Source organism: Curtobacterium sp. MCBD17_040, assembly GCF_003234805.2.
Taxonomy (GTDB): domain Bacteria; phylum Actinomycetota; class Actinomycetes; order Actinomycetales; family Microbacteriaceae; genus Curtobacterium.
Map to the genome: position 1 here is coordinate 431,412 of NZ_CP126274.1, position 18,664 is coordinate 450,075.

The 18,664-nt window shown below is 67.0% G+C and carries 25 protein-coding genes; 13 read left to right on the forward strand and 12 right to left on the reverse strand.

Annotated elements, in window-relative coordinates; all coding sequences use genetic code 11:
• The gene (locus DEI94_RS18560; protein ID WP_181441664.1) at positions 1 to 690 is read left to right on the forward strand and encodes a P-loop nucleotide/nucleoside kinase family protein; all 690 of its coding nucleotides are present in this window, start codon (positions 1 to 3) and stop codon (positions 688 to 690) included.
• Positions 691 to 766: 76 nt separating this feature from the next.
• On the opposite strand, the gene DEI94_RS18565 is transcribed toward DEI94_RS18560, so the two are convergent.
• Positions 767 to 982, reverse strand: coding sequence for a hypothetical protein (locus tag DEI94_RS18565; protein WP_111025067.1), 216 nt, complete (start codon positions 980 to 982; stop codon positions 767 to 769).
• Between the two features lie 177 nt (positions 983 to 1,159).
• On the opposite strand from DEI94_RS18565, the gene DEI94_RS18570 reads away from it, so the two are divergent.
• The 6 genes from DEI94_RS18570 to DEI94_RS18595 all read left to right on the forward strand — a co-directional run bounded on the left by DEI94_RS18570 (position 1,160) and on the right by DEI94_RS18595 (position 4,241).
• Positions 1,160 to 1,609: a hypothetical protein gene (locus DEI94_RS18570; protein WP_111025068.1), complete on the forward strand. Its 450-nt coding sequence runs from the start codon at positions 1,160 to 1,162 to the stop codon at positions 1,607 to 1,609.
• Between the two features lie 37 nt (positions 1,610 to 1,646).
• A complete protein-coding gene (locus DEI94_RS18575; RefSeq protein WP_111025069.1) occupies positions 1,647 to 2,435 on the forward strand; it encodes a tRNA(His) guanylyltransferase Thg1 family protein in 789 nt (262 codons plus the stop codon).
• A gap of 48 nt (positions 2,436 to 2,483) precedes the next feature.
• On the forward strand, positions 2,484 to 2,714 hold the full coding sequence (locus DEI94_RS18580; protein WP_258377913.1) for a DUF7455 domain-containing protein: 231 nt from the start codon (positions 2,484 to 2,486) through the stop codon (positions 2,712 to 2,714).
• Between the two features lie 137 nt (positions 2,715 to 2,851).
• Positions 2,852 to 3,544 carry an aggregation-promoting factor C-terminal-like domain-containing protein gene (locus tag DEI94_RS18585; protein ID WP_111025070.1) on the forward strand — a complete coding sequence of 231 codons (693 nt, stop codon included), beginning with the start codon at positions 2,852 to 2,854 and terminating at the stop codon, positions 3,542 to 3,544.
• Between the two features lie 84 nt (positions 3,545 to 3,628).
• On the forward strand, positions 3,629 to 3,844 hold the full coding sequence (locus DEI94_RS18590) for a hypothetical protein (RefSeq protein WP_111025071.1): 216 nt from the start codon (positions 3,629 to 3,631) through the stop codon (positions 3,842 to 3,844).
• A 55-nt stretch (positions 3,845 to 3,899) separates the two neighbouring features.
• Positions 3,900 to 4,241: a hypothetical protein gene (locus tag DEI94_RS18595; protein WP_111025072.1), complete on the forward strand. Its 342-nt coding sequence runs from the start codon at positions 3,900 to 3,902 to the stop codon at positions 4,239 to 4,241.
• A gap of 55 nt (positions 4,242 to 4,296) precedes the next feature.
• On the opposite strand, the gene DEI94_RS18600 is transcribed toward DEI94_RS18595, so the two are convergent.
• The 4 genes from DEI94_RS18600 to DEI94_RS18615 form a co-directional block, all read right to left on the reverse strand.
• Positions 4,297 to 4,461: a DUF4236 domain-containing protein gene (locus DEI94_RS18600; protein ID WP_111025073.1), complete on the reverse strand. Its 165-nt coding sequence runs from the start codon at positions 4,459 to 4,461 to the stop codon at positions 4,297 to 4,299.
• Between the two features lie 81 nt (positions 4,462 to 4,542).
• A complete protein-coding gene (locus DEI94_RS18605) occupies positions 4,543 to 5,055 on the reverse strand; it encodes a hypothetical protein (protein WP_111025074.1) in 513 nt (170 codons plus the stop codon).
• Positions 5,056 to 5,127: 72 nt separating this feature from the next.
• A complete protein-coding gene (locus DEI94_RS18610) occupies positions 5,128 to 5,493 on the reverse strand; it encodes a hypothetical protein (protein WP_111025075.1) in 366 nt (121 codons plus the stop codon).
• A gap of 25 nt (positions 5,494 to 5,518) precedes the next feature.
• On the reverse strand, positions 5,519 to 5,839 hold the full coding sequence (locus tag DEI94_RS18615) for a hypothetical protein (protein ID WP_111025076.1): 321 nt from the start codon (positions 5,837 to 5,839) through the stop codon (positions 5,519 to 5,521).
• A 451-nt stretch (positions 5,840 to 6,290) separates the two neighbouring features.
• On the opposite strand from DEI94_RS18615, the gene tnpB reads away from it, so the two are divergent.
• Positions 6,291 to 7,832: an IS607 family element RNA-guided endonuclease TnpB gene (tnpB, locus tag DEI94_RS18620; protein ID WP_349815169.1), complete on the forward strand. Its 1,542-nt coding sequence runs from the start codon at positions 6,291 to 6,293 to the stop codon at positions 7,830 to 7,832.
• On the opposite strand, the gene DEI94_RS18625 is transcribed toward tnpB, so the two are convergent.
• Entirely contained in the window at positions 7,793 to 8,077 is a 285-nt protein-coding gene (locus DEI94_RS18625) for a hypothetical protein (protein WP_146249338.1), read from the reverse strand. The two genes, tnpB and DEI94_RS18625, sit on opposite strands and share 40 nt — an antisense overlap.
• Positions 8,078 to 8,304: 227 nt before the next feature.
• Between DEI94_RS18625 and DEI94_RS18630 the strand changes: the two genes are divergently transcribed.
• From DEI94_RS18630 to DEI94_RS18640, 3 genes are all read left to right on the forward strand, one after another.
• Positions 8,305 to 8,688 (forward strand): hypothetical protein, encoded by a 384-nt coding sequence (locus DEI94_RS18630; protein WP_111025079.1) that lies wholly within the window; start codon positions 8,305 to 8,307, stop codon positions 8,686 to 8,688.
• A gap of 86 nt (positions 8,689 to 8,774) precedes the next feature.
• The gene (locus DEI94_RS18635) at positions 8,775 to 9,440 is read left to right on the forward strand and encodes a hypothetical protein (protein ID WP_111025080.1); all 666 of its coding nucleotides are present in this window, start codon (positions 8,775 to 8,777) and stop codon (positions 9,438 to 9,440) included.
• 38 nt (positions 9,441 to 9,478) lie between these two features.
• Entirely contained in the window at positions 9,479 to 10,465 is a 987-nt protein-coding gene (locus DEI94_RS18640) for an ATP-dependent DNA ligase (protein WP_258377914.1), read from the forward strand.
• A gap of 484 nt (positions 10,466 to 10,949) precedes the next feature.
• On the opposite strand, the gene DEI94_RS18645 is transcribed toward DEI94_RS18640, so the two are convergent.
• The 6 genes from DEI94_RS18645 to DEI94_RS18670 all read right to left on the reverse strand — a co-directional run bounded on the left by DEI94_RS18645 (position 10,950) and on the right by DEI94_RS18670 (position 16,606).
• Positions 10,950 to 12,152 carry an RtcB family protein gene (locus tag DEI94_RS18645; RefSeq protein ID WP_111025081.1) on the reverse strand — a complete coding sequence of 401 codons (1,203 nt, stop codon included), beginning with the start codon at positions 12,150 to 12,152 and terminating at the stop codon, positions 10,950 to 10,952.
• A gap of 48 nt (positions 12,153 to 12,200) precedes the next feature.
• The gene (locus tag DEI94_RS18650; protein ID WP_111025082.1) at positions 12,201 to 12,533 is read right to left on the reverse strand and encodes a hypothetical protein; all 333 of its coding nucleotides are present in this window, start codon (positions 12,531 to 12,533) and stop codon (positions 12,201 to 12,203) included.
• A gap of 53 nt (positions 12,534 to 12,586) precedes the next feature.
• On the reverse strand, positions 12,587 to 13,183 hold the full coding sequence (locus tag DEI94_RS18655) for a hypothetical protein (RefSeq protein WP_146249339.1): 597 nt from the start codon (positions 13,181 to 13,183) through the stop codon (positions 12,587 to 12,589).
• 63 nt (positions 13,184 to 13,246) lie between these two features.
• Complete coding sequence (locus DEI94_RS18660; RefSeq protein WP_111025084.1) at positions 13,247 to 14,368, reverse strand: hypothetical protein; 1,122 nt, start codon at positions 14,366 to 14,368, stop codon at positions 13,247 to 13,249.
• A 96-nt stretch (positions 14,369 to 14,464) separates the two neighbouring features.
• Entirely contained in the window at positions 14,465 to 14,878 is a 414-nt protein-coding gene (locus DEI94_RS18665) for a hypothetical protein (RefSeq protein ID WP_146249340.1), read from the reverse strand.
• 135 nt (positions 14,879 to 15,013) lie between these two features.
• Positions 15,014 to 16,606, reverse strand: a complete 1,593-nt coding sequence (locus DEI94_RS18670; RefSeq protein ID WP_146249341.1) for a hypothetical protein — start codon at positions 16,604 to 16,606, stop codon at positions 15,014 to 15,016.
• Positions 16,607 to 16,691: 85 nt separating this feature from the next.
• Here DEI94_RS18670 and DEI94_RS18675 point away from each other — a divergent pair, with 85 nt between their 5' ends.
• Together DEI94_RS18675 and DEI94_RS18680 are read left to right on the forward strand one after the other, a co-directional pair.
• A complete protein-coding gene (locus DEI94_RS18675; protein WP_284183755.1) occupies positions 16,692 to 17,609 on the forward strand; it encodes a DUF8359 domain-containing protein in 918 nt (305 codons plus the stop codon).
• Positions 17,610 to 17,636: 27 nt separating this feature from the next.
• On the forward strand, positions 17,637 to 18,632 hold the full coding sequence (locus tag DEI94_RS18680) for a DUF8359 domain-containing protein (RefSeq protein ID WP_146249343.1): 996 nt from the start codon (positions 17,637 to 17,639) through the stop codon (positions 18,630 to 18,632).
• The last annotated feature ends 32 nt before the right edge of the window (positions 18,633 to 18,664 follow it).

Sequence of the window (18,664 nt, forward strand, 5' to 3'; positions counted from 1 at the left end):
GTGCACAGAACATCGACCCTGGCCACGCCGACGAGTCAGCCCACCCGGCAGCTACCGGGAACCCCGACCCTCATCAAGCAGGACGGCTACACCCACGTTGTCCTCGTCGCCGGGTACGCGGGCAGCGGCAAAAGCGAGTTCAGCAAGCGCGTCGCCGAAGGGCTCGCATGGCCGGTGCTGGACAAGGACGTCATGACTGGCCCCCTCGTGGAAGGGCTCATCGGACGGATCTCCGGCGACCCGAACGACCGGCACTCCCCGGCGTACCTGACGCTGGTGCGTCCGCTCGAGTACCAGGGACTACTCGACGCAACCCTCGACAACGTCCGCGCGGGTGTGTCCGTCGTCGTCACCGCACCGTTCCTGCAGGAGCTGCAGCGCCCGCAGTGGGTGACATGGCTGCACAACGCGTTGAAGGCACATGGAGCGCGCCTGCACATCGTGTGGGTGGACTGCGACGAGGAAATGATGCGGGCCCGCATCACCCAGCGCGGTGCCGGCCGCGACACTTGGAAGCTCGCCAACTGGTCTGACTACATCGCCGACATCAACCCCGCCCCGTACCGGAACGCCGCAGATCAGGTGGTCGACAACACTCTCGAAGCGTTCACCTCCCTCGACGAAGCAGCATCCCGGTTCATTGCCTCCGTCGCAGCGCCCCTCGCTCCCGTCCGCGCACCCATCTGGTAGCCGAAACGTCGAACGCCCCGTCACTTTCAAGGTGACGGGGCGTTTTGCTTTGCGTCGACGGATGGAGCAGACGACGTCAGAGCACGAAGAAGGACACCACCATCGCCGCTACACCAACCACGATGGCGGCTTTCCCCAGCCCGGACAGCATCACCGACAGCTGCCGCACCAACACGAAACCAGCGTCCGTGCGCGCCAGACGCGCGGCGAGGAACACCGGGCGGGCAACGAACTGCGCGGCGACACCGGCGACACCAATGATGAAGAGAGTGTTGAGGATGACGTTCAGCATGAGGGGTTCTTCCGTCGACAAATATAGCGATGACGGCGGTCGCCCCTGGCGAACCTCTCGGCATCACCTCTATGCGCGGACGACAGCGAATCCATGCACTGCTTCCTCTTTCTCGCCGCATCAGCAGGAGCTGTCCCCGCCACCGCGCCGGACGAACCCACGCCCGGAGCAGCCCCGATGCCCTTCTTCCGTCAGCACACCGTCGTCCTCGGCGACCCGCACCGCGACGCCGCCAACTCGATGTTCCGCACCGACTTCTGGGGCCTGCTATTCAGCGTGGACAGCCCCGCCGGCACCTGGGGTAGAGCATGGCGCGCCGCCATCGCAGCGGCTCCCATCGCCGCGGCCGCATCCGCGTTGACCGCGCTCACCATCTGGGGCTGCTGCATCGTCCCCACCCAAGACCACCGAGCGGTGCAAGCCGTCGAAACCGGCTGCCACCTCGAAGACAGCAACCTCAGCCGCACCATCACCGGAAGCAGCAGCGGCCGCATCCGCATCAACGGCACCGTCAACTACACCGACAGCAGCGGTGACACCCTCGCCGGCTGGGTGCAGAACAACCGGGTCCGGTTCGTCACCATCGACACCGGCGCAACCATCTGCAGCATCCCCGACCGCTACTGACCGCACGCCTCCCGCGCCGCCCGCGCATAGAGGCAGCATGCCCCAGCAGCAGACCGCACCGGACACCACCGACGTCGGCGACGTGTTCAAGGCCCGGGAACGGATGCACCGCGCCGTCCTCCCCGCCGACGAATACGTCATCCTCCGCCTCGACGGTCGGGCGTTCCACACCTACTGCCGGGACCTGAACAAGCCGTACGACCTGCAGTTCATGGCGGACATGGACGCCGCCACGCTCGCGCTCAGCGAGCACATCTCCGGGGTTCGACTCGCGTACGTGCAGTCCGACGAGATCAGCCTCATCATCACCGCATGGACGCCGGAGAACCCCGCCGGACAGCTGATGTTCGGCGGTGCGACGCAGAAACTCGTCAGCGTCACCGCCTCCCGCGCAGCGTCGGTGTTCAACCGGCTCCGCCCAACGGCACCCATCGCCGACTTCGACGCCCGCGTGTTCACCCTCCCCACCCGGGACGACGTCCGCAGCTACCTCGCGTGGCGGCAAAGCGACGCACGACGGAACACCCTGTCGATGCTCGCCCGGACCGTCTTCTCCGCCCGCACCCTGCACGGGCTGTCCTCCGACCAGCAGCGTCAGCTGCTGCGCGACAACGGCCATGAACCGAACACGCTGCCGGCACGGTTCCGGAACGGCCGCGTCGTCGTCACCACCCTGACGCCGACCACCACAACGTTCAAGCACGGGAACACCGGACGGGTCCAAACCGTTGAGACCACCAGGCGCACGCGCAGCACCGTTCCCGCCCCGAACTTCGTCTCGGGCGACGGCGACCACCTCATCCCCGCGGAGCCGCCCACCCTCTAGCCGCGCCCCATCCTTCTCGCGACCCCAGCCACAACCCAAGGAGCACCCGTGCCGCAGTCCGCGCCCGCCATCGAGTCCATCACCCCCACCGCCACCACCGAGCGGACCTTCACCAGCAACGACCGCTGCGACGCCTGCGGAGCACAGGCATACGTCGCCGCGACGTTCCTCGCCTCGGAGCTGCTGTTCTGCGGCCACCACTACCGCAAGCACCAGAACGCCATCGAGGAGCAGGCCGCGTACGTCCTCGACCGCACGGACACCATCGCCGCGAAGTAGCTCAGTCACAGCCCGGTAGCAAAACCGCGGCCGGTTCGCCCTCTGAGGCATAGAACCGGTCGCGGTTCGCGCATTGGCGGTCCGCACTCCCGACAGTTGGAGCCACCCGGGCTCCTACCCGACAGAGGGAAGGACCAATGCGTCTCACTCGAACTCACGCGACTATCGCCGCCATCACCATGGCGGTCACCGCAGGAGCAACCATCACGTCCGGATCGCTCGCATTCGCAGACCCGGTCCTCACCGCGCAGTCCGCGCCGACAGCAGCGGTCGCGCGACCACATCCGTTGCCGAAGCCAGCAGAACAGACCTACACCGCGCCGGACTCCACAACCGTCGCCGACGTCAGCCGCGACGGATTCACGGTCACCGCCCCGAAGCCGAAGCCGAAGGCGAAAGCTGTTCCGACGCCGGCCCCGGCCGCGGCGACGCCCGCAGCGGCAGCAGTCGCACACGCAGCGGCTGCGACAGCAGTCACCCCAGCAACCGTCACGTCGCAGGTGCCAGCAGCGACGACATGGGACACCAGTGCCGGCTCCAACCAGGCGTACGCGTCATCACAGCTCGCCTCCTACGGCTGGGGGCAGGACCAGATGGGATGCCTGGTGAGCTTGTGGAACCAGGAGTCCTCCTGGAACCCGTCCGCGGAGAACCCCTCCGGCGCGTACGGCATCCCACAGGCGTTGCCCGGCAGCAAGATGTCGTCCGCCGGCGCCGACTGGCAGACGAACCCGCACACGCAGATCACCTGGGGCCTGCAGTACATCCAGGGCACCTACGGAATCCCGTGCGCCGCGTGGTCGCACGAAACCTCCGCCGGCTGGTACTGACCACTGCCGACCCCGACGGCCCGCCCACTGTGAGAACGGTGCGCGGGCCGTTCCGCGTTACAGACCGCCGCATACACGTAGGGCATGACGGTCCTCGACACTGACGCCTTCATCACCCTCCGAGCGGACAGCAACGTCCACGCTCACCATCCCCGATTCGCGGCGACAGGGCCGTTCCGCACCATCGTGGTGCGGGACCTTCCCGGAGCGTTCGGAGACCCGCTCGTCCACCGTGTGCTCCTGGAATCGGTGACGGAGCCCGGCCTGCAAGTGTGGGTGTCGGACACCGACATCAGCTGAAGGAGGATGTCGGTGGCAGCGGCGAAGCTACCCCCATTCGGGAAGGACAACGCGAATGGGTATCACCGACACACTCGCTCCGGCGTTCACCATCGACTACCGGTGGACGGTGACTCTAGAGCGTGACACGCGCGCCGCTCGAGGGGAATCAACCCCGCCCTCCGGCACCCGCACGGCCGGTTGGGTGGTCACCTGCCGCGACCAAAGCGGGCAGGTGGTGTTCATCTCCGGTTGGAAAGGTGACCTCGGCGACGTCGCCAGGCGCACCGTCGCCGCGCTCACCGACGTGCATGGGCCGTCAGTGCCCGGCCAGGTGAAGCACACCGTTGCCGGGTCAGCGGCGGAGTTCCGGTCCCTGGTCGGGACGACAACGGAGCTCGCCCTCGCCGCCGCATGAAACGACGAACGCGGCCGGAGTCGGAAGACTGCGGCCGCGTGCGTCGAACGTTTGGTCAGAAGATCCGGAACGACAGACCTGGCGCGAGGCGGATGCTGATGTGACCGCGGCTGTTGATGGTGACCGGTCCGAGCTTCTTCGTCACGGACACCCCGCTCTTCGACATGTTCACGCGCGTGTTCTTGCCGGCCCTGATGGTCTTGCGGTAGATGAGGCCCATGACGTGTCCTTCCGGTGGTGGTGAGTGGCCGTCGGATACGGCCACACGATGTATGCGCGGAACATCTCAGTTCCGTGCGGTCTACGGCTTCCGGACGACCGGGAGGTGTCCAGCGAGAGCGTTCCCCGCTGCCTGGTCCAGCCACGTGATGTGCGCGGTCGGGTCCTCCGACCGGTACACGCGGGCGAGCGGGTGGTCGTTGAACTTCACCGTCTCCGCCTCGTACAGGTGCGCGAACGGCGTCTGACCAATCCGTTCGATGTCACGGGCTTCGGACGCGACCGCGGACAGCACCCGGTGAGCCAGGACTCGGTCCGCTTCGGTCGCGAGGATACCGTCCTCCCCAACCTCCGCCGGCGACGCCACGACGACCTCCTCGGTGACATTCGCGTCCCCGACGCCGAGCGCCCGGTTCAGGTCCTGGCGGAGCGCCTCCACCTCAGCGTCACGGGCATCCCAGCCTGCCTCGAACGTGCCCCGCGCCGACGAGTAGTGCGGGGACGCAGGGGTCAGCCGCTCACCGTTCGGCGCAGTCGCGGTCCGCAGGTACTCCTGCCACTTGGTCTCACGGTCGAAATCGGTCAACGACGACATGCATGCTCCTGCTGTACGGGTCCAGCGCGCTTGATACGCCGGCTCTTCGCAGCAGAGGTATGCGGCGAAACGTCAGTCCCGGAACTCCAACCGCAGCCCCAGCGACTCCGCCTGCCGTTCAAACTCCGGCCACAGCCACGACGGCACCGCCGCTTCAGCGCCGCGACCGTCACCGGCGAACACCTGTGCCGCCTGCCGAAGTGTTTCCACCTCCCGCAGCAGATTCGTCCGCATCGGCTCGGGCGCGTTCTTCGCGTACTCCTCACGCCCCTTCGCCAACGTCAGTAGCAGCAGCGACGAACGGAGGAACGCATCCTCACCTGCAGTCGATGACGCCTGCGCGGCGTGCGCGGCACGGAACCGTTCCGCTGCCTCCGCCTCATCTGCGTCCGCTCGACGCACCATCCGAGCAAGGTACGGCGGCATGTCATCAGTCATGCGGGTCCCTATGCCGCGGCGCCGGTCAGTGCTCGTCGCCCACGAAGCGGGTGCCCGCGGGAACGGTGACGATGAGCGCCGGGTCGGAGTCGCGGTCCGGCCGCTTCGTGAACCGGATGGGCCACGACGGGAACGTGCCCGTGTTCCGGATGGCGATGGTCCAATCGGCGTCGCTGTCCCGGCGGCCGAACTCCACATCCACGATGAGCGAGCCGCCGTCCGAGCCGATGAACCTCCCCGACCACGGACCGTACACGTTGAACTCATCAGCCCCTGGAATCCTGCCTTCGACTTCAACGAGGTCGTCGGACGCGCCGTAGATCAGAACGTCGATGGTGTCGGTCATGCGGTCGGCCTTTCAAGGGGAGATGGACGGCCTTCGACGGCGTCGCGGCGCGCGGACGCAAGCCCGTACCGGATGGCACCGCCGACGGACTTCCGATACCAAGGGGAGGCGCACCGCAGCGCCACGGAAGCGACCAGGTACGCGACGTGGTCGCGGGTTTTCCCGAACCATGTGTTTGGCGGTGTCGGCAGGGGGTGTTCTCTCATGCACGCTTCTATGCGGCGGTCGCAAAGCGTGGGGCGGGATCCGCGCATAGAGCCACAGACAGTCGAGGACACCGCCATGACGAATCTGCACGAGGGCATCCGCGCCTGGGCGAAGGGCATCTACCCGACCGAGGCCGCGGCGGAGCTTGACGCTTCTCAACGCAGGTGAGCATGCTTCTCGCCGCTGAGACGGAGCGCTGCGGGCGGTACGCGCGGCTCGTGCGTTGTCCGCGCATAGAGGGGGTGTGAGCGGTTCGGCGTTGCGGGAGGCGACGGCACCTGGTGGTGCTGGGTCGCATCAGCGTGCGTACCGGTTTGCACTGGACCCGACCCCCGCGCAGGTTCGGGCGCTGCTGTCTCACGCGGGCGCGGCGCGGGTGGCGTTCAACACGATGCTCGCCGTGGTGCGGGCGAACCTGGACCAGCGGACCGCCGAACGCTCCTACGGGATCCCCGACGTGGAGCTGACCCCGTCCCTGTCCTGGTCGAAAGTCAGTCTCCGGAATGGGTGGGTGGCGCGGCGGGATACGGTGGCGCCGTGGTGGCCGGAGAACGCCCGGGAGGCATACACGTCCGGCTGCTTCGCCCTCGCCGCAGCGCTAGACAACTGGTCGAAGTCAAGAAGCGGCACGCGGGCTGGCGCGCCGGTCGGGTTCCCGCGGTTCAAGTCCCGGGCCCGGTCGAAGCCGTCCATCAAGTTCGAGGGCAAGGGCGCGCTCGTCCCGACCGGGCACACCATTCACTTGCCGCGCATCGGGAAGGTGCACACCCACGAATCCACCCGGAAGCTCGGCCGGCTCGTGGAAGCGGGGCAGGCGAAGGTGAACTCCGTCACCGTCTCCTACGACCGCGGCCGGTGGTTCGCCGCGTTCCAGGTCGAGCAGGTCGCCATCGTCCGGCCGCGACCGCTCGGCCCGAAGTCCGTGGTCGGTATCGACGTGGGGGTGAAGGACCTCATCGTTGTCGCTCGCCCCGACGGCTCCGAAGTGGAACGGCTCCGCGCCCCGAAGGACCTCGCGAAAGCCGCCGCGACTCTAAAGGCACTGCAGCGGCAGGCCGCCCGTCAGGTCGGCCCCTACGACGTCGTGTCCAAGCGGCGGCAGCAGCCATCCGCGGGCTGGCTACGCACGCAGGCGCGCATCCGAAAGGTGCACGCCCGGGTCGCGAACCTCCGCGCCGACCGGCTCCACAAACTCACCACCCGACTCGCACGCGAGTTCGATGTGGTCGGCATCGAGCACCTCAACGTCCGAGGGATGCTGGCGCGTGCGAAGCCGAAGCCGCATCCGAGCCGGCCGGGGGTGTTCCTGCCGAACCGGCGGCGGCAGAAGTCCGGACTCGCCCGGTCCGTCGCCAACGCATCCTTCTCGACGCTGCATCAGCAGCTGCAGTACAAGACGTCCTGGTTCGGGAGCACCCTGGTGCGCGCGGACCGGTTCTACCCGTCCTCCAAAACATGCTCCGGATGCGGGTCAGTGAAAGCCAAGCTGACCCTCGCCGAGCGGGAGTACGTGTGCACCACCTGCGGCATGGTCATCGACCGTGACCTCAACGCCGCAGTCAACCTCGCCCGCCACGCAGCAGCGTCGGTAGCGGAGGAGTCAGGTCCGGACGAGGGTAGCTCGTTCGTCAGCGGTGGAGGCACCCAGAAGCCCCAGCCAGCAGCAGCCGGCACGGGCAGGAGCCAACGAAACCGCAACCCCACCAGCACCACGGGGACTCCCTCGCCGCAAGGCCAGGGCAGCACTCAACCCAGTGAGACCAGTCTCACCCCAGTTGAGAACTGACAGAGCTCCTCATCCGCACCGGCCTCGCCACCGACGACGCACCCTTCTACAGCGAGACCGACGGTCCGTTCACCGAAGTTCGCGCCGACAAGATCCTCAACGTCGCCCGGAACTACTCCCACAGCCAGGAGAAGATCCTGCGCCTCGTCGTCTCCCTCCTCGGCAAAGCCGACGTGAACCTCCGAGACGCATTCCGAGGGCTCGACCGCGCCAACCTCCACGTGGCGCTCGCCGCCATCAGCCACGCCACCGGCGCCCACGAGATGTTCGACAAGGCGAACACGCCGCACCCCAGCGAAGGTGGACCCGTCGTCGCGTGGCCGACCATCTGAAGCCAGGACCCACGAAGCGGCCCGCCGAACCCGGCAGAGCGCGTCGTCCCGCGTCGAGCGAGACGGTGAGGCACGACAGGTGAGTCCCCGAAACGTCGCCGTTCCCCTGACATGTCGGCGGCTGCTGCGACGATGTGCGGATGGCTTTCATCGAACACAACCGCGGTCTCCGTCACCAGTTCACGAACGCCGGCGCTCGCCGTGCAGCCCTTGAACAGGCCGGAGACGCGATCGTCAAGGCGCTCCCGGACGCCGCGAACCGCTTCGCCGCGATCACCAAGGCGTCCTCCACCGCAAAGAGCGACGATCTGCGCGACGCCTGGGACGCCATCGGCGACGGCGCCAGCAAGGGGCACATCCACGTCTTCGACGGCTCGGGCGAGAACGAAGTCAACGCTCGACTGTGGTTCGACGAGGCGTTCGAGAACGGCGTTGTGCAGGGGTACGTCCGAGGTGCAGACAAGGCGCAGGTCGACGAACTCGCCGCCGCGCTCGAGGCGATCTTCGCGGAGCACGCCGCCTAGCGAGTGCTCGTTCAGAAGGGCCCGGAACTGCTCGTGCTCGCCCGGCCCTTCTCCGCTGCGCAGCGCCAGCCGCGCACATCACAGGCATGACGACCTGGAACGCAGCCGACCACCTCCGCGCCGGTCAAGTCGGCGTCCCTGGCAACGCCGGGTCCTTCGCCGGGAAGCGGAACACTGGCGACGACGTCACCCTGCTCGCCCCAGCCGCCGCGTCCGCGGACCCGTTCGCGTTGACCGCGGGTGAGGACCGCCGCCGGAAGCGTCGCATCCGCACCGGGGACCGTCCCGACACCGTCACGTGGCGTCCCTCGGACTCCCTCGGCCCCATCCAGTTCGACCGCGGCGGGCAGGTTGCCGAGCTGACGCTCAAGAGCGTTCTCGTGTTCGCCCCAGAGCAGGGCACCGCCGGCGACACCTGGACCATCAGCCGCGCCAGCATCGAGGACCTCGAGGCGCACATCGCACCCGACGAGGACGGCGGACCGTACGCCGCGGCGCTGTTCGACATGCTCGTTCAACGCGGCGCGCTGCGCCCACTCGACGACGCCGAGCGTGCGAAACTCGGCCCGCAGTACGCCGCAACACAGCGGAAGCAGGGGTCCTTTCACAACGACGAGCAGATGCGCCGGCAGGTCGAGAACCTTCACGTCGTCAACCGGGACGCCGTGCTCGCCATTTACCCGGAGCTCACCAAGAACGGCGCCGGATGGCGCACCTACGCCGAACAGACCGGGTCACCGATCTGGAAGTAGCAGACCGGCAGTAAGTCGACCGCGGGCATGCTTGTGGTGTGCCTCCGTTCGAACCAGCGCTTGCCCGCGCCGCCTCCCGCATCCCGCACCAGCTGCCTGGCGGGGTGCGGTTCGAGCCGAAGTTCGACGGCTGGCGCCTCATCGCAGAACGCTGCAACGGCAGCACCCGCCTCTGGTCCCGACGGAACACCGACCTGACCGCTCACCTGCCCGACATCGCGGACGCCGTCGCCGACCAGGTGCCAGACGGGTTCACCCTCGACGGCGAAGTGGTCGTCTGGTCCGACGATGGGGAACGGCTCGATTTCCCAGCCCTGCAACGCCGGCTGATTACCAGCCGCCGCGACATCACCCAGACCATCCGCGACCACCCCGCGCACTACGTCGTCTTCGACCTGCTCACCGTCGCCGGCCGCGACATCACCGCAGTGCCGCTCCGCAGCCGACGCGAACTCCTCACCGAACTCGCCGCCGACTGGCGGCCGCCACTGCACCTCTGCCCGCAAACCGACAACCCCGACCTCGCCGAGGAATGGTTCCGCGACATGCCCGCCGCCGGCATCGAAGGCATCGTCGCGAAAGCCGCCAACGCGCCCTACCAGCCCGGGGAACGCACGTGGGTGAAAGTCAAACACCGGGACAGCGTCGACGTCGTCTGCGCCGCCGTCACCGGCACCCTCACCAACCCACAAGAACTCATCGTCGGCCTACCCATCGACGGGGAGCTCCGCATCGTCGGCCGGACTGCACCCCTCGCCACGGCGGCAGCGCGCACCCTCGCGGCGTTCCTCGAGGAACCCGGCGCCGACCACCCCTGGCCCGAAGAGGTACCAGCCACCACCATCGAACAATTCGGCGGCGGCCGCGGCACCATCCACCTCACCCGAGTGAAACCACTCACCATCGAAGTCAGCGCCGACACCGCCTGGTCCGGACGACGCTTCCGCCACACCCTGCGCTACCTCAGACCGCGACCAGAACTGAACCCAGACGACGTCGAACTGCCGGACGCGCTCAGACGGTGATGGGTGGTCCTCGCGCGGCCACTCACAGAGAAGCGACCGTGGCCCTCGCCACAGCGAACTCGGGCGACCGCCTGCTCCTTGATAGTTGACAACCGTGCTGAGAACGGGTCTAGGGGTCGCTGCCGGGTGAAATCTCCCTTCAGTCGCCGCTAGCCAACGGGTTAGTCGGCGGAGCGCGGGGGGAAATCCCTGAGATCGCCGCCGGCGAACAGATTGATGGGCGGATGACACTTCGCGACGTGAGCGATGGCTAGCTCACGAGCCCACACTTCATCAGGAGCAGGGGCGAGCGAATGCTTGCACTCCGAGCACCATGCGCTTCGCCACGGGTCGTCATAGCCCAGAGCAGGCAAGTACGTTATGGCCACGCCCAGGAAGCTATCGGCGTTGGTCATGGGGTGCAACGCACGGCCCTTCGTCCGGTTCCGCATGCGAAACCGTCGCAGGCGGCTCCTCTGCCTGGCTCAAGAGAGGAGCTGCCGGGTCAGCCCTTCACGCAGAGCAGCGTCTGCAGATGCTCGACGACGTCGACGAGGTCGGACTGCGCGGCGATGACCGAGTGGATGTCCTTGTAGGCGCCGGGGATCTCGTCGATGACCGCCGTGTCGCGGCGGGACTCGATGGAACCCATCTGCTCGTTCAGGTCGTCGAGGGTGAAGCGGCGCTTCGCCTCCGAGCGGGACATCTTCCGGCCGGCGCCGTGGGACGCCGACTGGTACGACGCGTCGTTGCCGAGGCCTCTGACAATGAAGGAACCCGTGCCCATCGAGCCGGGAATGAGCGCGAGGTCGCCCTTGCCGGCGCGGATCGCGCCCTTGCGGGTGACGAGCATCTCGCGGCCGTCGATGATCTCCTCCGCCACGTAGTTGTGGTGGACGTTGATGTCGGAGTCGAACACCACGTTGAGCTGTTCGTAGTGCTTCGCGAACGCCTGCTTCGCGAGCCCCATCATGATCGCGCGGGAACGGAGGGCGTACTCCTGCGCCCAGGAGAGGTCGCGACGGTACGCGTCCATCTCCGGTGAGCCCTTGAGGAACACAGCGAGGTCACGAGCTTCCTTCGGCAGGTCCTGGTTGTGCGGCAGTCCCTTCGCGATGGCGATGTGCTGCTCGGCGAGCTCCTTGCCGATGTTCCGCGAACCGGAGTGCAGCGTCAGCCAAAGACGTCCCTCGGAGTCGGAGCACACTTCGATGAAGTGATTGCCGCCCCCAAGCGATCCCATCTGCTGGTGGGCTCGCTTCTCACGGTCCTGGACGCCGGAATGCAGGTTCTTGAACTGGCCCCAGAAGTTCGTCCAGCCGCGGTCGAGGCCGAGCTTGCGGACGTTCACCGGGTCCTCGTGGGAGTTGAACCCGACCGGGATTGCGTTCTCGAGCGATGCGCGCAGCTGCGGGAGACGATCGAGGTGTTCGACGGTGAGGTTCGTGCGAACCGCAGAGACACCGCAGCCGATGTCGACGCCGACCGCGTTCGGGCTGATCGCCTGCTCCATCGCGATGACAGACCCCACAGTCGCGCCTTTGCCCAGATGCACGTCCGGCATAACCCTGATGCCGTGCACCCAAGGCAGGTTGCCGATAGCGCGAAGCTGCTGCACAGCCTGCGACTCGACCTCGTGCTCATGCGCCCACATGAGCGTGTCGGTCTTCGAGCCGCGGAGCGGGACGGGGAACTCGTGGTTCGTCATGGTTCCTCTATGCGCGGCGCGCCGGGGGAGCGGGCGGCGCGGACGGTATCAGCGGGTGATGGCGCTGATGCTGGTGATGGGAGTGGTCTGTCGGACGGTGCCGACGTAGCCGTCGTCGCCGGTGCGGTCGGGCTTCACGAACGCGATCCGGCCGGGGAGCCCGACGACGAGAAGGAGGCTGTCGCAGTCGATGGTGTCCCCGTCGCCGTACGCCGCTTCCGCATCGTGGCGGGGGTCGGGCGACACGTCGGCGGGGAGGCGGCACATCGTCACGTGATGGTCGTCGGTGAGGGTGAAATGGTAGCGGCTGCCGCTTCGGGTGGTGACGGCGTACGTGCCGGCGGGGCTCTCCGTGGTGAGTGTGGTGAGGGCTTCGGTCATGGTCGTCCTATGCCGCACGAGAGGCGGGAGGTGGCCATGGGCGCACTCGAGAGCTACGCGATCGCGTCCTGCATCAGGAACGTGCCGCCGTCGGAGATGGTGCGCCACGACCGTTGACGCGGCTCCTTCAAGAGCACGCGTCCGCGGGTGTCCCGGGTGACGCGGACGTTCTCGTACGTCTGCCAGCCAGTGCCGCCCATGTACCAGCCATACCGGGCGAGGGTCCCGCGACGAACCTCACCCACGGGGATGTCCGCAGCTTCGTACCCGCCGGCGTCCCGGAACGCCTGCACGTCCCGCTTCACCTCGTCGAGGCTGTGCATCGTCTGCAGCAGGTAGATGGCAGTGTCTTCGCTGTCGTCGTTCGTGGTCGCCAGCGACGGGAGGCGGCCCTTGAACGAGTCGTTGTACGGATACGCGCCCTTCTCTTCGAGGTCAGCGCGCACCGCGGCGTACTCCGGGTACAGGTGCCGGACCTGCTCGTTGTCCTGGTAGCGGCCGTTGAACACGAATGGCTCCGGCGCTGCGGTGGAAGCGCCGAGCGTGACGTCGTCAGCGGGTGAGTGGCCCTTCCCGACGAACGCGCCGCCGTTGCCCGGTACGCCCTTCTGGCTTGCGCGAGGATGATCCGACTCATTCCAGGTGGTCATAGCCCGGATGTGTGCGGCGATGGTGCAGATGACCATTCGAGGAGAGCCCTCGACTTGTGGGCACTACTGCTGCGGAGGATCGAGATTGGGTCGGTTTCCGTCCTTCCACTGGTCGAGGACCGCCTTGAGAATGTGGGCTGCAAAAGCATGCCCCTGACTCATGGTCGCGGGCACAGTGTGGTCGACGTCTTCGTCGACGGTCGTGTCAACACTGATCACATACCCATCCGCGGCAGTGAGCAGGGTCCCGTAGAAGTTATCGACGTCGTACCCGTCATAGGTGTAGTGGGTGCCACTTGGTCTGTTTCCAGTGTCTTTGTATATGGCGAGACTCAGATCCTCACGGTCCGACATCTCAGTCGCACCCTCGCTATCAATGTACGGAGTGATGGAGCAAGCGATGTCGGAGTGGTCTTCCGTTGCCTCCGCAAGCGCGCCGTAGTCGGCGTTCGGAAGCGAGGTTGAGTAGCCGGAGTCTTCGACGATGCCGGTAAACCATGCGCAGACGTCTTCGCCGGGTTCGCTGGAGGTGTTGCCGTTGGCTTCCGCAGATGCGTTTCCGCCGCTGGTGGCGTAGCCACCGCTCACCGTGCTGCTACTGCCCTCTCCGCTCGCTTGCGCTGTCCCGGTGCTGGATGGCGCTGTCACCTCGACGATGACGCGGAGGGACTTCTCGCCGGGAAAGAGCGATTTCGTGCCAGCGGAATAGGACGCGGTGGCGGGTGCGTCCGTGACAAAGTCCTCGACGTTTGAGGATCCAACCTGGCGGTCCCACTCGTAGGTGGACGCCGGCATGGTTCCGGCGGTTGCACCGGTCACCGGGGCGTACCCAGTTTTCGCCAGCGCTGCATTCACCGCCTGGTGAGTAGTGGACGTCGGTCGGTAGACGAACACGGTGAGGTCGAACTGTGACGGTGCGGAGCCGGCCGACTCGAGGAGATCCGAGCAGACAAGGTCTGCGGCGGGTACCGGCGCAGTGACGTTGCGGGTGGCCTCCACGTTGAACTGTCTCTGGTAGAGCCGCTCGAGCGGCGCGACCTGCGGGGTAGTGCATGACTTCTCGGCAGCGGTCTTCGCTGTCGGCGCCGCCGTCGGCGACGGTGACGGTGCTGTGTGCGCGGAGCAGCCGGTGACGGACGCGGCGACCGCGGCAGCGAGAAGCAGAGCGATACTGAGCCGACGCATCGGAACCTCATTCGGGGTTGAAGTCCGCTCAGGTTAGAACAGCGATGGGAGCGGCGACAAGCGTATTCCGCTGCGACCCGGACGCGCCGCGCCATCTCAGAGGTCGAAGGCGACGAGCTCTCCGGCCGCGGTCCACCCGACCTGAGCGCAGTCGACGGAGCCGGTCCAGCGGGGGAGAGTGTGGTGTTCCTCCCTGGTGGGCATGCGGACCCGTTCCATGCGGAGGACAGGTACATCGTCGATGAATTCCTCGACGGCGGTGGCGATGGGGATCTCCCCGGTCTTGCCGTACCGCTGCGACCAGTTGGCTTCCCGCCACGAGTCGAGAAGCCCCTCTTCGGCGATGGGGACCTTCATGACGTCGGTGTTGGTGTGGAAGACGATGCGAGTCCGTCCGACCTCGTACGGGTGCTGCTCTGCCAGGGTGTGAGCGAGCGTGACGAAGCGTTCCCGGTCGGGAAGGTTCGGGTCGCGGAAGATGCCCTCGAGCTCGGTGTGGGTCAGCGGCACCGTCTCAGCGTAGGACGGCACTGGGGCGGACAGCGCCTCGCCGGCGTCCGGGCGGAGAGTAGCAGCGAACTGACCTCCGGCTCGGACGCCGGCGGGAACACGGGAAGCGACAGTCACGCACCCCATGTGCGCGGGCTACTTCCGCGGCGTGGCGGTGCTCGACGGAGCGACGCTGTTCGTCGGAGCCGATGCGGACGCGGCTCGTTTCGTCAGCTCCTCGGTGATCCGGTTCGCCAGCGCCTGCAGCTGCGCCGGCGTCATCTTCGACAGGTCCCCGCCGGCCGAGCTGGTGTCGCCGATGCTGCTGTCGTTCGACGAGGCGTTCCCGGAACTCCCGGCAGCTTGCGTGCCGGTGGAGGTGACGATGTTGCCGTCCTCGTCGAACAGCGTGGACTTGCCGTTCTCGTCGATGACCGCGCGGTACACGACACCCTGCGACTGGCCGATGGATGCCACCCACTCGTTCTTCCGACCGGGAACGATCTCGAACACCTTGAGCCCACTGGCCCAGCCGGTCAACCAACTGCTGCTCTGACGCACCTCGGACGCCACGCTGCTGTTCGCCTGACGGGCGTGCTTCTTGTCGTACTTGAACACGGTGATGGGGTTCCGGGTGCCGTGGGTGCCGACGGATGCGTCCACCACCGACAGGGCGACGACGGAGTTCGACGACCCGGGCGGGGTCAGCGGGGTGACGTACGTGGCGTGGCCGGTGGACGTCTGGCGGAGGCCGAGTTCGGTCGGGTTGAACGCGTCCGGGTTGCCGGAGTCGGAGGAGGTGTCGTCGTAGCCGGCGCGGTTGAACCAGTAGTCGGAGAACGACCCGAGTGCCCGCAACGCGGCGCGCTGCCGTGCGGCGAGGGACTGCGGGTACACGGGGCCCGGCAGCGCGGTGATGGTGTGCGCCGCGGTGACGATGCTGAGCTGCCCGGTGCTGCCGTTGTAGACGGCGTCGCCGTAGAACGTCTCCGACGTGTTCCAGAACCCTTCGATGCGGGACAGGGGGACGACGACCTTCGCGGTGGACCCGTCGCAGAAGCCGTACACGTCGCCCTTGGTGAACGTCACTGTCGGCGGGGTCAGCTCGTCGATGTGACGGCCGAGGCTGTTGGACCAGAGGCCACCGCCGATGCGGAGCTTCGCGGAGCGGGAGAAGTTGCAGGTGGTGACATCCGACGGGGTTGCCTCACCGTAGAGCGGGATGTCCTGCGACTGAACCGACTCGTACCCGGCGCCGAACCCGCGGCGCTGCACTAACGCATCCCAGAGGCCGTTCTTCGCCTGGTCGTTCAACGACTTGACGTTCAAGGCGGTGCCGGTGGTGTTTCCGAGGTTCTTCGTCGATGACGTGTCAGCGACCTTGAACGGGGTGCGCTCCCCGAACGAGGGCGCCGTGTGGTTCACCGTCTTCACGTCCCCGAGGTACAGCCGGTCAACCTGGTAGTTGTGCGGCACCCACGCGAAGATGATCGTCCCGACGAGGGCGAGGCCGAGAAACGTCCCGGCGATACCCGCCGCGGCCCCGCGGACGATGAACGTCGCTGCGAGGAGCACCGCCATCACCAGCAGGGGGATGAGGACGAACGCGTCCGCGGTGAACCATCGGGCGAAACCGTGGACCATCTGCGGCCCCCAGAAGATGGCGGGGATGCCGACACAGATTCCGACGATGACCACGGCGGTGACGAGCGCACCAACCGCTGTCGAGAACGTAGAAGAGCGACGCATGGAAGAGATCCGTTCTGTCGGCGCGAGCCGCCGACATCATCCCTATGCGCGGGACCACGTCGGGGCTGCCGCGCACATGCGGAGCGTGACCCATCAGTTCGTGCGTAAGTCCCAGACCGGAGAGCCCACCAGCAACGGAGGCCACTTCGGCAGCCACAAGCGCAGCAACGACCAGGTCAACCTCGGTCAGCTCGCCGCACCAGCAGGGGTTGGCAAGGAAGCCACCGTCTGGTGGGTGGAGGAGGTGCCACCGGTCGGCCGGCAGCGCAAGCCCCGCCGGGAACGGAAGTCGGGCACCATCTGCGTCACACTCCCCGTCATCGCGGCGGAGGACGCCCCGGTGACGTTCCGGGTGCCGTCGGAGTTCACCGATGACGAATCGGAAGTCCGCGAGTTCCGTACGTACGACGGGGCCCTCTACTGGTCGACGCCGTTCCACGACACCCACGCCACCGCCGAACAACTTCTCGGGCAGGTTGCATCCCGTGTCGGCCAGGAGACGCATCCCAGCAAGGACCACGCCCAGCGGGAGGCGCAGGAGCGGCTGCGGGACATTGTCGTCATCGACGGGATCGTCTGGGAGAGGACTGCGGAACCCGGCTACCAGATCCGCACCTACGGGGAACCCGGCGGGAAGGACAGCAGAACCACCATCGGGTACGGCATCAAGGCCGCCGACAAGCACGGAGATCCGTGGTTCCCCGCCAGCCCGGCCGGATACGGCACCGCCGTTCACGCCGCCCTCGAACTCGCCGCACAACGCGGCGATACTGAGTCCATGGAACGTATCCCGCAGACGAAGCAGATCGGCACCGCACCGGAGACGCCGGTCGGGACGTTCTGGGATGAGCCGAAGTTCCAGCAAGGCCTCCTCGAGGACATCCGCACCGAGATTGCCGATCGGAAGTACGAAGGCCGCGACACACCCGACATCATGGAGAAGCTCTACGCGCAGCGCGGCGACCTCGTCCGGAAGCTCCGCGCAGCTGGCTACGACGCGTAATACGCCGCGGCCGCGCACATGCCGGTCATGACCGCAGACAGCATCATCCGCAAGAGCCACACCGGGGAAGCCGGGAACCGCGGTGAGTTCGGAACGCACCGCCACGACGACGACACCATCGACCTTGGCGTTGCTGGAAAGGGAGCATCCCTGCCCGCGTACGAGCAGGAGGTGGGCATCTCCTGGTACGAGATGGGGCTGCCGTCCTCTCGTCACCGTAAGTTTGTTCCAATCAAGCAGGAGGGGACCCACATCGTTCGGATCCCGCAGGTCTCCGCGGCCGATGCTCCGGAAGCGATGACCTACATCAGCAAGGACGTCTGGACAAAGGAGGAGACGGAGCACCGTTTCCGAGCCATCGACGGTGAGCTGTACCGGCTCGTGCCAGGCGGTGCTGACGCGGTCACCGGCATCGCCCGGAGGGAGAGCTCCGGCTCCCAGTACCCCGACCGTTGGGGTGAGACGGTTGGCTCAGCGAAGGTACGTCAGCAAATGGACGAAGCGATCGAGGACTTCGTCCTCATCGACGGTGAAGCGTGGAGGCGAACGCCGGAGCCTGTGTATCAGGTGTCTAACCCTGGGATGGGCGGGAGCTACGCGTTCATCAATGTCGCTGGCGCACCGGACACCAGCGAGGAGGCAGCCAGCAGCGACTTCTTCCCCGCCGACCAGTACGAAGAAGCAGTCGCGTTCGCTGGGCGGTTCGGACACGAGGTCAGCGGACCGGACGAGGGGAACCGCATCACACCCATGAACGGGTTCATCCCCGGGTCGACCTGGACTCCAGCGACCCGCATCTCGTTCCCCGACGAGCCGCTGTACACGCTCGACAGTACACAGTTCGCGAGCGCGTTCGCTGAGGTGCGGAGCACGGTGGAGTCGGTGCCCGGTGCCGTCACAGTCGTCGATGACGGGCGAGGCGGCACCCGCCGAAAGGTCGACTGGACGAAATTCACCGCTCATCAAAAGTCGCAGTACGAGAACTACGTCACGCGCGCGGTCGAGGAGGGATACCTCCTCTAACCAGTGCCGCCACGAGCGCCGCTGCGCCGCCA

Excerpts from the sequence above, each read along its gene's own strand:
- DEI94_RS18565 (WP_111025067.1), bottom strand. The coding sequence starts at position 982 with ATGCTGAACGTCATCCTCAACACTCTCTTCATCATTGGTGTCGCCGGT.
- DEI94_RS18570 (WP_111025068.1), top strand. The coding sequence starts at position 1,160 with ATGCCCTTCTTCCGTCAGCACACCGTCGTCCTCGGCGACCCGCACCGC.
- DEI94_RS18575 (WP_111025069.1), top strand. The coding sequence starts at position 1,647 with ATGCCCCAGCAGCAGACCGCACCGGACACCACCGACGTCGGCGACGTG.
- DEI94_RS18585 (WP_111025070.1), top strand. The coding sequence starts at position 2,852 with ATGCGTCTCACTCGAACTCACGCGACTATCGCCGCCATCACCATGGCG.
- DEI94_RS18590 (WP_111025071.1), top strand. The coding sequence starts at position 3,629 with ATGACGGTCCTCGACACTGACGCCTTCATCACCCTCCGAGCGGACAGC.
- DEI94_RS18595 (WP_111025072.1), top strand. The coding sequence starts at position 3,900 with ATGGGTATCACCGACACACTCGCTCCGGCGTTCACCATCGACTACCGG.
- DEI94_RS18600 (WP_111025073.1), bottom strand. The coding sequence starts at position 4,461 with ATGGGCCTCATCTACCGCAAGACCATCAGGGCCGGCAAGAACACGCGC.
- DEI94_RS18605 (WP_111025074.1), bottom strand. The coding sequence starts at position 5,055 with ATGTCGTCGTTGACCGATTTCGACCGTGAGACCAAGTGGCAGGAGTAC.
- DEI94_RS18610 (WP_111025075.1), bottom strand. The coding sequence starts at position 5,493 with ATGACTGATGACATGCCGCCGTACCTTGCTCGGATGGTGCGTCGAGCG.
- DEI94_RS18615 (WP_111025076.1), bottom strand. The coding sequence starts at position 5,839 with ATGACCGACACCATCGACGTTCTGATCTACGGCGCGTCCGACGACCTC.
- DEI94_RS18630 (WP_111025079.1), top strand. The coding sequence starts at position 8,305 with ATGGCTTTCATCGAACACAACCGCGGTCTCCGTCACCAGTTCACGAAC.
- DEI94_RS18635 (WP_111025080.1), top strand. The coding sequence starts at position 8,775 with ATGACGACCTGGAACGCAGCCGACCACCTCCGCGCCGGTCAAGTCGGC.
- DEI94_RS18645 (WP_111025081.1), bottom strand. The coding sequence starts at position 12,152 with ATGACGAACCACGAGTTCCCCGTCCCGCTCCGCGGCTCGAAGACCGAC.
- DEI94_RS18650 (WP_111025082.1), bottom strand. The coding sequence starts at position 12,533 with ATGACCGAAGCCCTCACCACACTCACCACGGAGAGCCCCGCCGGCACG.
- DEI94_RS18655 (WP_146249339.1), bottom strand. The coding sequence starts at position 13,183 with ATGACCACCTGGAATGAGTCGGATCATCCTCGCGCAAGCCAGAAGGGC.
- DEI94_RS18660 (WP_111025084.1), bottom strand. The coding sequence starts at position 14,368 with ATGCGTCGGCTCAGTATCGCTCTGCTTCTCGCTGCCGCGGTCGCCGCG.
- DEI94_RS18670 (WP_146249341.1), bottom strand. The coding sequence starts at position 16,606 with ATGCGTCGCTCTTCTACGTTCTCGACAGCGGTTGGTGCGCTCGTCACC.
- DEI94_RS18680 (WP_146249343.1), top strand. The coding sequence starts at position 17,637 with ATGACCGCAGACAGCATCATCCGCAAGAGCCACACCGGGGAAGCCGGG.